Origin of the sequence: Lonsdalea iberica (assembly GCF_002111585.1) — a bacterium.
GTDB classification, from domain to species: Bacteria; Pseudomonadota; Gammaproteobacteria; order Enterobacterales; family Enterobacteriaceae; genus Lonsdalea; species Lonsdalea iberica.
Genome location: NZ_LUTP01000026.1, coordinates 32,433 through 47,310, shown reverse-complemented (window position 1 = coordinate 47,310; position 14,878 = coordinate 32,433). Strand labels below are relative to the sequence as shown.

15 protein-coding genes are annotated in these 14,878 nt (G+C 56.2%); 6 read left to right on the top strand and 9 right to left on the bottom strand.

The features are described from left to right. Positions 1–183: 183 nt before the first annotated feature. Positions 184–663 carry a DMT family transporter gene (locus tag AU511_RS11320; RefSeq protein WP_094109731.1) on the bottom strand — a complete coding sequence of 160 codons (480 nt, stop codon included), beginning with the start codon at positions 661–663 and terminating at the stop codon, positions 184–186. Positions 664–667: 4 nt separating this feature from the next. Next, positions 668–1,126 carry a DMT family transporter gene (locus AU511_RS11315; protein WP_094109729.1) on the bottom strand — a complete coding sequence of 153 codons (459 nt, stop codon included), beginning with the start codon at positions 1,124–1,126 and terminating at the stop codon, positions 668–670. 104 nt (positions 1,127–1,230) lie between these two features. On the opposite strand from AU511_RS11315, the gene AU511_RS11310 reads away from it, so the two are divergent. Further along, on the top strand, positions 1,231–2,169 hold the full coding sequence (locus AU511_RS11310) for a LysR family transcriptional regulator (RefSeq protein WP_094102261.1): 939 nt from the start codon (positions 1,231–1,233) through the stop codon (positions 2,167–2,169). 408 nt (positions 2,170–2,577) lie between these two features. Continuing rightward, the gene (locus AU511_RS11305) at positions 2,578–2,766 is read left to right on the top strand and encodes a YjfB family protein (protein WP_036150565.1); all 189 of its coding nucleotides are present in this window, start codon (positions 2,578–2,580) and stop codon (positions 2,764–2,766) included. A 120-nt stretch (positions 2,767–2,886) separates the two neighbouring features. Here AU511_RS11305 and AU511_RS11300 read toward each other — a convergent pair whose 3' ends face one another. After that, on the bottom strand, positions 2,887–3,282 hold the full coding sequence (locus tag AU511_RS11300) for a winged helix-turn-helix transcriptional regulator (RefSeq protein WP_094109727.1): 396 nt from the start codon (positions 3,280–3,282) through the stop codon (positions 2,887–2,889). 100 nt (positions 3,283–3,382) lie between these two features. Here AU511_RS11300 and AU511_RS11295 point away from each other — a divergent pair, with 100 nt between their 5' ends. Next, the gene (locus AU511_RS11295) at positions 3,383–4,504 is read left to right on the top strand and encodes an NADH:flavin oxidoreductase (protein WP_094109725.1); all 1,122 of its coding nucleotides are present in this window, start codon (positions 3,383–3,385) and stop codon (positions 4,502–4,504) included. Between the two features lie 459 nt (positions 4,505–4,963). On the opposite strand, the gene AU511_RS11290 is transcribed toward AU511_RS11295, so the two are convergent. From AU511_RS11290 to AU511_RS11280, 3 genes are all read right to left on the bottom strand, one after another. Next, a complete protein-coding gene (locus AU511_RS11290; RefSeq protein ID WP_094102258.1) occupies positions 4,964–5,266 on the bottom strand; it encodes a helix-turn-helix domain-containing protein in 303 nt (100 codons plus the stop codon). A 4-nt stretch (positions 5,267–5,270) separates the two neighbouring features. Further along, positions 5,271–5,624, bottom strand: a complete 354-nt coding sequence (locus AU511_RS11285) for a type II toxin-antitoxin system RelE/ParE family toxin (protein WP_094109724.1) — start codon at positions 5,622–5,624, stop codon at positions 5,271–5,273. Positions 5,625–6,008: 384 nt separating this feature from the next. Continuing rightward, a complete protein-coding gene (locus AU511_RS11280; protein WP_094109722.1) occupies positions 6,009–7,460 on the bottom strand; it encodes a sugar porter family MFS transporter in 1,452 nt (483 codons plus the stop codon). Between the two features lie 415 nt (positions 7,461–7,875). Here AU511_RS11280 and AU511_RS11275 point away from each other — a divergent pair, with 415 nt between their 5' ends. From AU511_RS11275 to AU511_RS11265, 3 genes are all read left to right on the top strand, one after another. After that, the gene (locus AU511_RS11275; RefSeq protein WP_094109720.1) at positions 7,876–8,625 is read left to right on the top strand and encodes an SDR family oxidoreductase; all 750 of its coding nucleotides are present in this window, start codon (positions 7,876–7,878) and stop codon (positions 8,623–8,625) included. Between the two features lie 163 nt (positions 8,626–8,788). Beyond that, on the top strand, positions 8,789–9,757 hold the full coding sequence (locus AU511_RS11270) for an alpha/beta fold hydrolase (protein WP_240503817.1): 969 nt from the start codon (positions 8,789–8,791) through the stop codon (positions 9,755–9,757). A gap of 168 nt (positions 9,758–9,925) precedes the next feature. Next, positions 9,926–10,876, top strand: coding sequence for a D-2-hydroxyacid dehydrogenase family protein (locus AU511_RS11265; RefSeq protein WP_094109717.1), 951 nt, complete (start codon positions 9,926–9,928; stop codon positions 10,874–10,876). 58 nt (positions 10,877–10,934) lie between these two features. On the opposite strand, the gene AU511_RS11260 is transcribed toward AU511_RS11265, so the two are convergent. The 3 genes from AU511_RS11260 to AU511_RS11250 form a co-directional block, all read right to left on the bottom strand. Next, positions 10,935–11,132: a glutathione S-transferase family protein gene (locus AU511_RS11260; protein WP_094109715.1), complete on the bottom strand. Its 198-nt coding sequence runs from the start codon at positions 11,130–11,132 to the stop codon at positions 10,935–10,937. A 500-nt stretch (positions 11,133–11,632) separates the two neighbouring features. Next, positions 11,633–13,399 (bottom strand): tannase/feruloyl esterase family alpha/beta hydrolase, encoded by a 1,767-nt coding sequence (locus AU511_RS11255; protein WP_420843450.1) that lies wholly within the window; start codon positions 13,397–13,399, stop codon positions 11,633–11,635. 313 nt (positions 13,400–13,712) lie between these two features. After that, positions 13,713–14,741 (bottom strand): NADP-dependent oxidoreductase, encoded by a 1,029-nt coding sequence (locus tag AU511_RS11250; RefSeq protein ID WP_094109712.1) that lies wholly within the window; start codon positions 14,739–14,741, stop codon positions 13,713–13,715. Positions 14,742–14,878 lie beyond the last annotated feature (137 nt).

The window sequence follows — 14,878 nt, the reverse complement described above, 5'->3', positions numbered from 1 at the left end:
TCAACGCGGGGCCATCCCTTACCTGTCAACCGCCTGTTTTAAATACCCTACCGTGATAAGCTCGCGGAAGGATAAAGGAAGAAAAATAAGCCATGACGTCAGGCAGATAATGAAGAGACGCCGCCTCTGTCGGAGCGGCGATGACAGCGCGCCCCGACAATTGAAATCGTGACGTATCCATCATTAAATATCTTTTTCTTTAAGTTCATCTGTAAACAATAACGGCGGTGCGCTCTTCCTTGCCGAGGATATTTTCGATACCCCAATACCTGAAATAATCAGCGCTACCGCGAGTAGATCAACCCACAGGTTATTTGCTGGATGGATAATCTGATCAATTACTACACCGGAAATCATCTGACCACTGATGATCATTAATGCCGCCTGTGTCGATCCTGCCCGTGGCAATACATAACTGTTAATCGCCACAAACAGCGCCCCCATTGCCCCCCCTAAGTACGCATAAAAAGGCGCATTAAAATGAAATGAAGAGAAGCCCTTTCCCTGAACGACAATGATAAGAGTCAGGAAAACAAAACCGACAATGTGATTCCACAGCGAAGCATAGAAAGCATTACGCTCCATGCTCAGACGGCCATTGATAGAGCGACTCAGGCTGATGCATACGCCATTAAACAGCGCAATAACGATGTAAATTATCATAAGATTATCTATATATTATCAGCAATGCGCTACCGCTTAGGATAAGCGCGAGAGAGAGGACATCCAGCATAGAAAATCGGCACTTGATGACGCCAAACCATCCTCGCAGGTCCGACAACAAACCGAAAATGATCTGCCCTGTGAGCATGAGTCCCAGTGTTCCGGCAAGTTCAAGCGGGCTGTTTACCGCGATGGCGGCTAACAGTACGGTGAAGGCCCCGGGGATCCCGCCAAGATAGCTCCACGTCGGCGCTTTACCCTGTCCAGGATGCGCAAACACGCTTTTGCGCCTGCTCAATCCCAGCAGCAACAGCCAGGCGACAATCGCGCCCGTACCATGCGCAAACCAAGAGGCTATTAGCGGTGAATTCCATGTCGCCAGGTAGCTGTTGGTCGTGATCATTACCGTTAACAACACACCCGCGCCGATAGCCAGTGAAAGAATACCGCCAGTAGTACGCATAACTTAAACACTCCTGAACAATTCAGTAATATTTTAAAAAAAAATCAGATAAGGTATAAGCCAATCCAAAAGAAACACATTGTTTACGAGTGGTTGCCAATAAAATGGATAATTTCGATACAATTCCGTTTTTCATTGCGGTGGTTGAAACAGGAAGCTTCTCAAGCGCAGCCCGTAAACTGGCGGTCACCAAGTCCGCAGTGAGTAAACGAATCAGCCAGTTCGAAGACGAACTCGGCATCAGATTACTGAACAGAACCACGCGAAAAATCAGCCTGACAGAAGCCGGCCTGAAATATTATGAATATGCCAGGGCCGCTAATTTGCTGGTAAAAGAGGGACAGGATGCGATATCCAAAATGCAGGACACCGCGCAAGGTCTGTTGCGGATAACCGTTCCGATGGTGTTCGGCAGGATACATATCTCTCCGCTGATTCCCCGGTTTCTGCAACAAAACCCTCAAATTGAACTGCATATGTCAATGGACGACAGGATGGTGGATTTAGTCGGTGAGGGGTTCGATATGGGGATACGCATTGGACAGCTCAGCGACTCTTCCCTCATCGCCCGCCCTTTGTCCCCCTGTACCAGCGTGCTATGCGCCTCGCCCCATTATCTTCATCAGTACGGCACACCGAACACGCCAGATGCGTTAAATCAGCATAACTGCCTGCTCTATTCATATTACCGCGGTGGCGCGGCCTGGACCTTCGATGGCCCGTATGGCCAGGAGCGAGTCTTCCCCAGGGGCAACTATAAGGTAAACAATAGTGAGGTGCTGTATGAAGCCTTGCTGGCCGGGACAGGGATTGGTCAAATGCCGACATTCATCGTTGGCCCGGCGCTGGCCGACGGTCGGCTCGTCCCCTTGCTCCCCGATTATCTGCTGCCGCAGCATCATATTTTTGCGGTCTATCCACACCGCCGCTTTATGCCGGAAAAAATGCGTCTGTTACTCGATTTCTTCTTGCGTGCTTTTGATGAGGATTCAGCGTATCGAAAACGGTATGAATATAAATCTGCCGAACATCCAAAGATCTGAAGAGAACAATCAGTCAGACCGGACGCCGTAAAATCTCCAATCCTGTACCGGCTCTGTCATGAGACTCAATCCAGGGTCATGGACTCATTAGCTCGTAACTGACAGAGGCTGTCCCAGCGCGAGAATCCCCGATAAGAAAAGCCCGCTCAAGAAGACTTAAGCGGGCTTTTTGTTTCCTGCCATCTTTGACAGTCAGGTTCGAGCGGGCGACGGGCGTTAGCCCGTGACCTCATGGTCACGATAATGCCACCTCGATTAAAGCCGTATTAGCACAGGGCTATCAGGCCTGTGACAAATACCGATACCACCACTAATCTTTAAAGTTAATGACTAGATTGCCGATGATATTTTGAGCATGGGTCGACGTCATGGTCCGTTCTTTTTTCTTATACTGAATAGGAGAACAATATGGATGTATCGCAAATTGCTTCACTGGCTACTAGCCTTGATACCCAAGAACTCAGTAGTCAGGTGAGCACCACCCTACTGAAAAAAACGTTGGATAACCAAGAGTCAACCGCAGCAAGTCTTCTCGAATCAATCCCATCGTTGCCGGCTAATCCGGCGGTAGGGCGAAATATCAACACCACTGCCTGAGTCGCTGCTTCAATGGCTCATTCGCTGAATAAATACTTAAAAAGCCCGTTTTAGGAAGCTAGAGCAGGCTTTTTCTTACTGACATTGAGCGAGCGAAACCCTCATCAATTAACGCCTCGTTCACGCAGAACTGACCGAAAGATTATCGACCCCCTCCCCCTCATCGAACGCCTTTCGCGCGGCTTCAACCTGCGGCAGATAGTCTCGGGTCCATGCGCACAGCGCCTCGATAGGTTCCTTCAGCGTTCGGCCCAGCGGGGTTATTTCATATTCCACCGCAATAGGCGACGTGGTTATAATCCGCCGCGTGATGATGCCGTTGCGTTGCAGCCGCCGGAGGGTTTGCGTCAGCGACTTTTGAGTGATGCCTTTCAACTCTCGCTTTATAACATTGAAACGCAACGGCTTTTCACATAACGAATCAAGGATCAGCACTGACCATTTGTCCGCTATCTGGTCGAGCAGCAGGCGATGGGGGCATGGCGTTGGGGCACAGTCTACCGCTTGTTTCAGCATCAAGGTTTCCTCAGGGATACCAGGTAGCGTTAAGGTACCTGATTGACGAGTAGTCTACGTAATATACTATGAACGACGTCAACCTAACCGGAGAGATACTATGGCCTCATCCCCCGTCGACGTCCTGTTTCAGCCTTTTCATTTGAAGAATCTCGCACTCAAAAACCGCATTGTGATGGCGCCAATGACACGTTCATTTGCCGTTGACGGCGTACCGGACGAGAACATTGCCGCTTACTATCAGCGTCGCGCTGAAGGTGATGTGGGTCTGATCCTCTCTGAAGGCACGGTTGTCAACCGCCCGGCATCGCGTAATGACCCTCAAATCCCTTTCTTCCACGGTGAGAAAGCCTTGGCGGGCTGGAAACACGTCATTGACGATGTTCACGCCGCAGGCGGGAAGATGGGTCCGCAGCTGTGGCATACGGGGTCAACCGTCAGTTTTTTGACGGCGTGGACGCCGGATGCCGAGGTGGAAAGTCCTTCTGCATTGGTCGCCCCCCACCAACCACGCGGTGTGGCAATGAGCGAGGAAGATATCGCCGATACCATCGCCGCTTTCGGTCAGGCGGCGGCCGACGCCAAGCGTTTGGGCTTCGATGTCGCGGAAATCCACGGCGCGCATGGCTATCTGATCGATCAGTTTTTCTGGGCGGGCACCAACCTACGCACAGACGGCTACGGGGGCGCAACGCTAAAACAACGCTCCCGTTTTGCAACCGAGATTGTTAAAGCCATGCGCAAAGCGGTCGGGCCCGACTTCCCGCTTATTTTGCGCCTTAGCCAGTGGAAGCAGCAGGACTATGCGGCGCGTCTGGCGACTACGCCTGAAGAGATGGCGGACTGGCTGGTTCCGTTGGTGGACGCCGGTGTCGATATCCTTCACTGCTCACAGCGCCGGTTCTGGGAACCTGAGTTTCCAGAAATCGACGGGGAAAAGGGATTAAACTTTGCCGGTTGGGCCAAAAAACTGACCGGAGCTGCGACGATTAGCGTCGGTTCCGTCGGCCTGTCGAGCGACTTCATGGGCGCGTTTGCCGGTGAAAGCGCCAAACCAGATAACCTCGACAACCTGATCGCTCGCATGGAACGCGACGAGTTTGATTTGATTGCCGTGGGCCGCGCTTTGTTAAGCGATCCGCTCTGGGCCACCAAAATAAGAACAGGTCAGCAGGATGCACTAGAAGCGTTCACCGCCGACGCACTGAAAACGCTGGTGTAATCTTCGACTGTTACTGCGTCAGTCATGACTCGGGTCCCCCCTGTCCGAGGCGTTCACCGCCAACGTCCTGCCCCGGCGGTCAGCACTCTGCTGACCGTTTGTTTTGGGACAACAAAACCGCCCAAGCCAGACTCTCCCCTGCTGATTTCAGTGATGATCGGATGGCGGCACGAAGATAGCTGCCGGAAGGTCAGCGCACATCCTGTGCCGATAAATCGACTCGCCCTCACTCTCCGCCGTGCCGAGTCGTTCATCCCTCTCCCTCGCCTGCGGGGTATCCCTCTTCGCGTCATACGTGGCTGCTTCGTGATGCGAGCCGAAGATTGTGCGATCGCCCCAACCGCGGCGATTACGCCCATCAACGACCGACGGAAACTGCCACGTCGCTTTTTGAGGCCTGTCAGCCAATGATCGGGCGGCGCCATTGCTGCAGAATGATTAAGCGGCGACAGGCGCCGCTTAGAGTACAAATCCATAGTGCGAGCCGTCCGGCAATTCAACATCCAACCGCAGCTTGCCGCCGGTCGCCTCAACATAGCGTTTGAGGGTGGAAAGTTTCAGATCCCGCCCCCGCTTTTCCATCCCCGCGACGGTCGGCTGTTTCAGTCCTAGCGTCTGCGCCATCTCCACCTGCGTTTTCTGTACCTTCTCGCGCAGTTCGGCCAGGTGAATATTGAGCAGCATGTCTGTTGCTATTACCCGTGCATCCGCGACAACTTCCGGTTTTTCATCCGCGATAAGCTGTTCCAGCGTTCTGCCCATAGCGTTACTCCTTCTTGTTAAGCCGATTGAGATAATGAGTGAACTCCCGATCGGCCAGCGGGATCATCTCGTCGTAAAAGCGTTTTTCATTCCCCGCCTTATTGCCTGCACACAGCAGAATGCCGGTACGTTGCGGGTCGAAGGCAAAAAAGGCGCGTAAGGGGTCCCCTCGGCTTTGCACTCTCAGCTCTTTCATGTTGCTGTAACGGGAGCTTTTAACCGTATCCGCATAGGGTCTTGGCAACATCGGTCCCTTTTCCCGCAACACGATGAGCGCCGCGAGTACGCAGGCCCTGTCGCCGTCGCATAACGAACAAAACCATGCGTCAAATGTATCCGTTGTTTTAATGCTCCACACACGACCTCCTCATCACTATAGGTTAAAGGCTATATAGGTGCAAACCTATATTTTGAGTGTATTGTGATAGAACGCGTGATGCATTTACGCAGGTCGAAAAGCCCGAGAAGCATTGGCATGTTAGATGAGCATGGAGACAGCTCGACACGCAAAGTGCGGACGGTGCCGCGTTTTATCAGGCTGCGGTCGGGCAGTGACGAGGGTGATTGAGGAAACAAAAAAGAAGTGACGGGGAGAAAAGCAACACCTCGCCCTTTGCTGGCGAGGTGTCATGATGGCTAAGGCGGGAAGTCGTCATCCTTGAGGACTCCCCTTACAATGAAGATTCATAAAGAACAGACGGTTATACGCGGCAACGCTCCCTTCAGCTATGCCGCAGACGGCCTAAGCCCGCGTGGTATTATCGCTATCCTCACCGAATTTGTGCCGCATATGCGTTTCGATCTCCTCCAGGCTTTTTCCGCGGGTTTCAGGCACCATCGCCGCGATAAACAGCAGAGAACACACGTTAATCACCGCGAAGATGAAGAAAGTCTGACTCCCGGCAAACGCCAGCACTGGCGGGAAGCTTAGCGCTACCAGCGCATTGAAAATCCACTGAACCGAAATAGCGGTCCCCGTCAGGCGACCGCGCAGCTGCATTGGGAACAGTTCGGACATCAACAGCCAGTAAACCGGCGCGATAAACATCTGCATGAAGAACAGGAACACAAGAATACACAGCAGTGCGATGTAACTTTGGGTCAAATCGGCGGGCAGGAAGGTCAGCACGGCACCCAGAGAAACCTGAGCGGCGATAACGAAGATGAAGCCCGTCATCAACATCCGGCGTCTCGCAAAGCGGGTGACGGCCCAAATCCCAGCCAACGAGGCAATCACGGATACCACCCCGTTCCCAATGGTGGCGGTGATGGCCGCCGTCGTGCCAAGACCGGTGGATTTCAGGATGATCGGGGTGTAGTACATGAACGCGTTGACGCCGGTGAACTGGAGCGCAAAGCCGAGTCCGATGCCGATGACGAGCAGCCTTAGGACCCATTTCTCGCGCAGCAGCTCGCCGACCTCCGGTCCTCGTTCGGCCTCTTTGACCTGCTCCCGCATGTCGCGCAGCTCTTTGCGAACTTCATGCGGCGTCTCGCGAAGTTCCTGTAGCACTTCTTTCGCCTCGGCGTGACGCCCTTCGGAAACCAGCCAGTGGGGAGAAACCGGCACGAAGAACGTCCCGATAAAGAGCAGCACGCCGGGTACCATCGCGATAGCCAGCATGTAGCGCCACATATGCCCCTCATTCATCAGGTAGCTGAGTGCGGCGCTGACCACATAGGCGACCAGCTGCCCTGTGACGATCATCAGTTCGTTGCGACTAACCAGTGGAGCTCTGAGTTTCGGCCCGGCGATTTCGGCAATAAAAACCGGCACGGTCGAAGAGCCGCCCCCGACGGCCAGTCCCAGCAGGAAACGCATGACAACCATCGAAGTGACGGACGGCGCCAGCGCGGTGCCCAGCGAGCCTGCGACAAACAGCACCGCAAGGCTACGCAACGTAATACGACGGCCAAACTTATCGGAGAAAAATCCGCTGAGAAAAGAGCCGACCGCTGCGCCAAACACCAGCGAGGACGCGACCAGTCCCTCAGTAAATGACGTTAGCCCCAGTCCCCCTTCGGCCGAGGGGGCCGACATATAAGGCAATGCGCCTGAAATAATCCCCGTATCGTAACCAAACGCCAATGCGCCCATGGTCGCCACCAGCACGACAAAAAAGATTCTCTGCCTGACGACTTCAGCACGGGTTAATTCTTTTGTTCCTGGTGAATCAGAGTTTTGGGCATTCATAGTCTTCTCTTTTAATTAGTAGCCTGATGAAACAGCGCTCCCGAAAATGCCGGGTAACTCTCGTCAACGCACAACGTTAGAAGTGTAGACGCCACTATGCCGGATAAAGGTTAAAGCGAAAAATAATATAAACCTACCCCTGCGCGCGTTCCCCAAGAGTCGGTCAAGACATTGAAACAAGAAAACATAAAATTTCATTTATTTTTAATAAATTACACAAATTACACATTCTTTTTTCGGCGGTAGCGCGTCGTGAGCTGGCATCCACAGCGAAGCCTAAATTCGGAGTCATCCGGTTCGCTTAGCGCGGTCGGAAGACAAAGGTTGTTCGCAAAATAACCTATTATAAGGTTAACTCAGCCTCATGCATCCCTCTCCCCTCTCACGCTAATCGAGCGACTTTAGGAGACTCATCATGAGCAAGCATGCCACCAATACAGATAAAACGGCCCTTGTCACCGGCGCTTCCCGCGGTATCGGACGAGACATCGCCCTGCAACTTTCTGCCGACGGCTTCAAGGTTGTCGTCAATTACGCTGGAAATGCGGTCGATGCGCAGGACGTAGTCGATAGTATCCATCGGTCCGGGGGCGAAGCGCTCGCAGTGCAGGCCGATGTCTCTCGCCCTGAAGACGTCGGGCGGCTGTTCCACGCCTCTCTTGAAGCCTTCGGCTCCCTGAACGTGGTCGTACATAGCGCCGGTATCATGTCTCTGGCGCCGATATCTCCCGACCATCTGCGTACTTTCGATGACATTATCCAGGTAAATTTGCGCGGGGCCTTTTTAGTGCTCGGTCAGGCCGCCCGGCAGGTGCAAACCGGGGGACGCATCATCGCCCTGACAACCAGCGTCATCGCCAAGTCGTTCCCCGGATACGGTCCCTACATTGCGTCCAAGGCCGGCGTTGAAGGGCTGGTTAGAGTGCTGGCGAATGAATTACGCGGCCGGGAAATTACCGTAAATGCCGTCGCACCCGGCCCTGTCGCCACCGAACTGTTCTTCAAGGGAAAGAGCGATGATCAGATCGCACAGCTAGCGAAAAGCACGCCGCTGGAGCGACTGGGCCGGACGGAAGACATCGCCCGCGTGGTGGCGTTTTTGGTCGGGGAAGAAGGCGGGTGGATTAATGCTCAGGTCGTTCGCGCCAACGGCGGCTTCGCCTGATCATCGTCTGCGCATCGCGCCAACAGCTCTGCCGTGGTCACTGCGCCGGGTCGTTGTTGTGTCGCGGTGAAAAAAAGAAACCATGCTAAGGTTCCCTCAGGACAATTTACGGGAAAAGTCAATCATGCATCGAGTCGTCAAACGTCTGTTCTTCACGCTGGCAATGTCGTTATGCGCTGGGCAAATCGCCCTCGCCGCACCGGTCTATGGCCCGCAGCTTGAAGGCTTCACCTACCCCTATCCGCTGCACCACTTCACCTTTACGTCACAGGGCGTCCCGCTGGACATGGGCTACATGGATGTCACGCCGCAAGGTCCGGCCAACGGCAAAACGGCCGTATTGCTGCATGGAAAAAACTTCTGCGCCGCAACCTGGGAGGACACGATCAAGGCATTGAGTCAACAAGGCTACCGGGTGATCGCCCCCGACCAGATTGGCTTTTGCACCTCCACCAAACCCGAACGCTATCAATACAGTTTTCAGCAGCTGGCCGCCAATACCCACGCGCTGTTGCTCCGTCTCGGCGTCGATAAAGCGATGGTGGTCGGCCACTCCACCGGCGGGATGCTGGCAACAAGATATGCCCTGATGTATCCCGACGCGGTGCAAAAGCTGGTGCTAGTGAACCCTATCGGTTTGGAGGACTGGAAAGCCCTCGGCGTGCCCTACCGTACGCCCGATCAGTGGTATGAGCGCGAGCTGAAGACCTCTGCGGCCAGTATCCGCAACTACGAACTAAACACCTACTACGTTGGACGCTGGAAACCCACCTACGACCGTTGGGTCGACATGCTGGCCGGGTTGAATCAGGGGCCGGGACATCAGCGGGTCGCCTGGAACTCGGCGCTGATCTACGACATGATTTTCACTCAGCCGGTCGTCTACGAATTCAGCAAGCTGCAAATGCCTACCACGCTGATCATCGGCACGGCGGACACCACCGCCATCGGCAGCGATATCGCCCCCGCGTCGGTCAAAGCGACGTTAGGTCATTATGACCAGCTCGGCAAAGCCACGGTAAAACGCATCCCGAAAGGCGAACTGGTGGAGTTCCCGGGACGGGGGCACGCGCCGCAGATGGAAGAGCCTGAACGTTTTAACCGCACGCTACTACAGGTCCTAAACCGCTAACCGACGAAGGCTGGCGGTAAACTGAACACGCCGCCAGCGTCAGTCTTGCATTGCCAATGCGCCGCGTTCAGCTATTCGTGTCATGGTAAGCACGTGAAATGACTGGCGCACCATGCTTTCCCAGTGAGGCGTCCACTTTGCCGCGAGTCGCTTAAAGGAGTGTTGAGCATGTTAAAAATAGCCATTCTTGATGATTATCAGGGCGTTGCACTCACCTGCGCGGACTGGTCCGCCGTGCAAAGGCGGGCTGATATCGAGGTGTTTTGCGATCACCTGAGCGACGCGTCAGCGCTGGTCGCCCGGCTGCGCCCCTTCGACGCCCTCTGCGTCATGCGCGAAAGAACGCCGCTCACCGCGAGTCTGCTAGCCCAACTCCCCAATCTGAAGTTCATCGCCTCAACGTCCGCCCGCAATGCCTCTATCGATCTCGCGGCGGCGCGCGCTCAGGGCATCACGGTCTGCGCCACGCAGGGCCGCGGCAATGGCGCGCCGGAGTTGACCTGGGCGTTACTACTGGCGGCCGCGCGCCATCTTCCTGCCGAATGCGCTTCACTCCGCGCGGGAGGCTGGCAAGTGGACGTTGGCGCGGATTTGGCAGGCAGTACGCTCGGTATTCTCGGGCTGGGGAAAATCGGAGCTCGAGTCGCGGCGATAGGAAGAGCCTTCGACATGAACGTGATTGCGTGGAGCCAGCATCTGACCCCGGAAGCCGCGCAGGCCGCGGGGGCGACATGGGTCGATAAAAACACGCTGCTGCGTGAATCCGACTGGCTCTCGCTACACCTGGTGCTGTCGGATCGTACACGCAATATTGTCGACGCCTCTGATCTGGCGTTAATGAAGTCCACAGCGTGGTTGATCAACACCTCGCGCGGACCGCTGGTCGATGAAGCCGCGCTAATCGACGCGCTGTCGAGACGAACGCTCGCCGGTGCCGCGCTCGACGTCTTCGCCACCGAACCGCTGCCGACCACTCACCCGTTCCGATCGCTGGACAACGTCATCGCGACGCCCCACATCGGCTTCGTCACCCGCGATACCTACCGGGTTTTCTACGAAGAGACGGTGCAAAACCTGCTGGCGTGGCTGGACGGCTCACCGACGCGCGTCATGGAGTAACGTGCCGCACCGCCGCTTTCGTCTCATCATTGGCAACATATTTTCCCGGTAAGACGTCTCAGGGTGCGCCGTTATCGCCATCGAATTCAAAGCCGGGGCCTTGGCAAAGCGTCTGATAAAGACGCGCGATGGCAGACCGTTCGGGATAAGGAAAATACGTCAAATACCAGCGGCGCGTGGAAAGGCCCAGAACGATATCCGCCAGCGTGTAGGTAGGGTAGGTCCGCAAACGAGCACGCCGGTTTCCCAGCGCCATGCGCTGATTCCCTAGCTGAATACTGACTGCGATCACAGCGCGTTGGTATGTGCAGCGCTGTTACGCACCCGCGCCGTAACGGCATAGATCTAGGCGTTATTCAATTCCGTCGCCTGTCAGTCCATTCACATTTTGACCTGCGGACGCGCCTCCCCCCCAGGCGTTAGCCAGCTAGCGGCAAAGCCTATTCGACTGCCCAGCGCACGGCCTTCATACCCCATCACCGGGATCATCCCCTTGGGGATTATGGCGAGAAATTCAGGGGAGAATAACGATAACGCGCCTCGCCCTCAGGGTTCGAGTGTACAAGGCAGCGCTAGCGCACGGCGGGTCCACGACACCTTAAGCATGTTAATGAGGGTTTCACGCCCGAGAATGGAAATCATCAGGAGACACCAACTGCTGAATAAGTGGGTCCTCAGGCGATAGAACAATAATAAGCCGGCGGCCACACAAGGCGGCCGCCGGAAGACGTCATGACACGTTTAAGCGGCGCTGGGTTATTTCTCGACCAGCTTGCCGTCTTTCACGCCATACGTTTTCTGATTATCGGGACCGATATAGGTACGGGCCGGATTCACGAATGCCACGCGGAAAAACGCCTCTGACAACACCGGCCGATAATGGCTGGCGTCGTTAGGATCGCCCTGCCCCGTGTAACGCGCGATGTAGGGATACGGGTAGACCGGTCGGGTCGCCTTAAGCTCAACGGCGGGCGGCGCTATCGGCGAGCTTTTCTTCTGCACGCCGTGGAACTGCACTTCGGCCGAGGACACCCCTTTCGCCGACGCGGCCGCCGGGGGCATCTGGCTTTTCGTGTCAGCGGCTTTACCGGTCACAATCCATTTTGGCGCGGCGCCCTCTTCCGTCCAGGCCATCAACGGCGTCAGCAGGTCCATCTGATCATAGCCTTCGCCATTCCCGCAATGGCCCACGCCGGGCAGCAGGAACAGACGCATAAACTTATCGACCGAGGCTTTGCCGAGCGTGGCGTTGACGCCACGATAGTAGGCCAGAGAGAACGCCGGGCTCACCGAATCATCCGCCAGACCATGCCACATAATCAGTTTTCCGCCGTGTCGCATGAAAGGCCGCAAATTGGTGTTGGCCGCGTTATACAGCGGCGCCAGCTGCGCTACCGCATCGAAATTTCGCCGATTCAGCGGGAAATCACTCATCTTGGAAATGGGCTGTTTCCCGCCGGGCAACAGCACCGACTGTAGAGCGGGCAGCACCATCGATTCCGACATGGAGCGCTCCGTCGCTTTGGCTGGCGCGGGCCAGCGCATTTCGGATCCCAGCGGCAGACCGCCGAGCACGAAACGGTTACCTGAGACATCGCCTGCTCCCGCATACAGTTTTCGGGCGACGTCGATCTCTTCCTGCGTTAAACAGTCCGACTTGTCGCTCTGCTTGTCGGCACAACGCTTGACCCAGTTGGCTGAAAACGAGCAGGCATACGGATTTTGCAGCAAGCCGTCGTTGACGCGGGACAGCGTCGGGCAGTGTTTCAGCACCGCCTTATGCAAAATGGCCAAACGATCCTGAAGCAGGATCGCCGTGCCGTCCTTGCGCTGATTGGCCACGCTATTCCAGCCGTGGAAGAACGAGTTTTGGAACTGGAAGAAAGCGGCCGGCGCGCCCGCCGAAATGCCGTTGAAGTCCTCCGGGTAGCGCTGCGCTTCCATCAGCGCTTCGCGCCCGCCGTCGGAACATCCCATGAAGTAGGCATAACGCTGCGGCTGGCCGTAGTAGGCGGCTATCAGCGCTTTGGTGAGCACCGCCGTCAGGTGGTTGGCGCGGTAGGCGAAGTCGATACGTTTTTGCGGATCTTCCGCCCACGAGGCGTCCATCATGCTGCCCTGATGACCCATATCGGTCGCGGCGACCGCAAACTCCCCGTTCATGGCGGGCACGCAGCCGTTGGCGTTGGACAGACTCAGGTTGATGTTGCCGCAAAGACCGCCGCAGCCAACCTGCAGAAAACGCTGAGTCCACTTTTCGGCCGGCAGGGCGATCTCAACGCCGATGGACGGCGCAATCGTCGCTGAAATTTGGCAGAAGTTTCCCTTTTCGGTTTTCTTCAGGGTGGCCGAATGAAGGGTGACCTTTTCTCCGACTGCATTGGAAAACGCCATCGCTCCCAGTTGCTCGCAGGAGACGACCGGTTGGACGGCCGGTAGCTCGGCGGCAGACGCATTCGACGCCGTCATAGCGACAAAAAGGCAGGTGCCCAGCAGTGGCCAAAGCCCGATTAGATATTTCATCTCAGTCCTCATGGTTCTGTTCCTGTCGTTCGGGCCTCGTGCCGCAGCCCGGCTCGCTATCGTGTCCGTAACCGCGCGGAGGGACGCCTATGTTGCGCCATCCGACACAGCCTCTCGGCGCGCGTCATCCACTAAGAAATGATAGACGTTTGCGTCTTGACGCGAATGCGGATTTTCACAACCTTTTCAGTTGACTAAGAGGCGCTCATCGCCCGGACCTTTCTTCACGTATCAGTCTGACGATCGCAGACCGCTCAGCGCCCATCGCTTTATCGTCTTCAAACCGATCCGCGTCGCGACCCTTCGCCGTCGATCATGCCGGATCGGCAAGGCGGACCACCACTTTGCCGAAGTTTTTGCCCGCCAGCAGATTGAGAAAGGCCTGCGGCGCCTGTTCCAGTCCATCGACAACCTCTTCGCGGATTTTCACCTGCCCCGCGTTCACCCAGCCCGTCATCTCATCCAGGAAGGCCGTCCAGCCGTCGGCATAGTGATCCGCGATGATGAAACCCTGAATTCGCCAGCGCCGGGTCAGCACATTCATGATCAGCTGCGGCAACCGGTCTCCCCCGGTCGAAGGAGCCATGCCGTTGTAGTGTGAAATCAAACCGCAAACCGGCACGCGCGCGCCGACGTTAAGACGGGGCATTACAGCGTCAAACACCTTGCCGCCGACATTTTCGTAATAGACGTCGATCCCTTCCGGCGTCGCCGCCGCCAGCCGGTCGCAAAAATCGGCGGCGTGGTGATCCAAACAGACATCAAAGCCTAGCGACTCTACGGCGTAACGACACTTGTCCTCCCCGCCGGCAACGCCAACCGCCCGCGCGCCTTTCAACCGGGCTATCTGCCCGACGACGGAACCGACCGCCCCTGTCGCGGCAGCGACGACCACGGTCTCACCCGCCTTGGGTTCGCCGATCTTCAGCAGACCGTGATAAGCGGTAAATCCGGTCATCCCCAGCACACTCAAGGCCAGCGATGGACTCTGGATACGGGAATCGATGAGACTAATGTCGCTGCCGTCCGACAGCGTATAGGTCTGCCAGCCGCCCATCCCTACCACGAGATCGCCCTCGTTAAAGGCCGGATGACGCGAAGCCGCCACCCGGCTGACGGTCGCGCCGACCATCACCGCATCCAGCGCCACCGGCGGGGCATAAGACGGCGTATCGCTCATCCGTCCACGCATATAAGGGTCAAGCGAAAGAAAGTGGTTTTTCAGCAGCACCTGTCCGTCGGCTGGCTGTGGGATCGGCGCGTGTTCCAGCCGGAAATTGTCGAGTGCCGGCGCGCCGTCGGGACGACGTTGCAGCACGATACGGCGATAGGTTGTTGTCATGATGGCTCCCTGTTGATGAGGTTAGTGACGTTGACTGACAAGACGGTTGACGGCCGAACGGCGTTCGGACACGTTCTTAGTGCGCTGAGCCGAAGAGACACGGGCCGTGCTCGCCTCTGAGCGACAGAGCCGGTGAC

Bases quoted from the DNA above. Each gene is read 5' to 3' on its own strand.
- AU511_RS11320 (WP_094109731.1), bottom strand. From the start codon at position 663: ATGATAATTTACATCGTTATTGCGCTGTTTAATGGCGTATGCATCAGC.
- AU511_RS11315 (WP_094109729.1), bottom strand. From the start codon at position 1,126: ATGCGTACTACTGGCGGTATTCTTTCACTGGCTATCGGCGCGGGTGTG.
- AU511_RS11310 (WP_094102261.1), top strand. From the start codon at position 1,231: ATGGATAATTTCGATACAATTCCGTTTTTCATTGCGGTGGTTGAAACA.
- AU511_RS11305 (WP_036150565.1), top strand. From the start codon at position 2,578: ATGGATGTATCGCAAATTGCTTCACTGGCTACTAGCCTTGATACCCAA.
- AU511_RS11300 (WP_094109727.1), bottom strand. From the start codon at position 3,282: ATGCTGAAACAAGCGGTAGACTGTGCCCCAACGCCATGCCCCCATCGC.
- AU511_RS11295 (WP_094109725.1), top strand. From the start codon at position 3,383: ATGGCCTCATCCCCCGTCGACGTCCTGTTTCAGCCTTTTCATTTGAAG.
- AU511_RS11290 (WP_094102258.1), bottom strand. From the start codon at position 5,266: ATGGGCAGAACGCTGGAACAGCTTATCGCGGATGAAAAACCGGAAGTT.
- AU511_RS11280 (WP_094109722.1), bottom strand. From the start codon at position 7,460: ATGAATGCCCAAAACTCTGATTCACCAGGAACAAAAGAATTAACCCGT.
- AU511_RS11275 (WP_094109720.1), top strand. From the start codon at position 7,876: ATGAGCAAGCATGCCACCAATACAGATAAAACGGCCCTTGTCACCGGC.
- AU511_RS11270 (WP_240503817.1), top strand. From the start codon at position 8,789: ATGTCGTTATGCGCTGGGCAAATCGCCCTCGCCGCACCGGTCTATGGC.
- AU511_RS11265 (WP_094109717.1), top strand. From the start codon at position 9,926: ATGTTAAAAATAGCCATTCTTGATGATTATCAGGGCGTTGCACTCACC.
- AU511_RS11260 (WP_094109715.1), bottom strand. From the start codon at position 11,132: ATGGCGCTGGGAAACCGGCGTGCTCGTTTGCGGACCTACCCTACCTAC.
- AU511_RS11255 (WP_420843450.1), bottom strand. From the start codon at position 13,399: ATGAAATATCTAATCGGGCTTTGGCCACTGCTGGGCACCTGCCTTTTT.
- AU511_RS11250 (WP_094109712.1), bottom strand. From the start codon at position 14,741: ATGACAACAACCTATCGCCGTATCGTGCTGCAACGTCGTCCCGACGGC.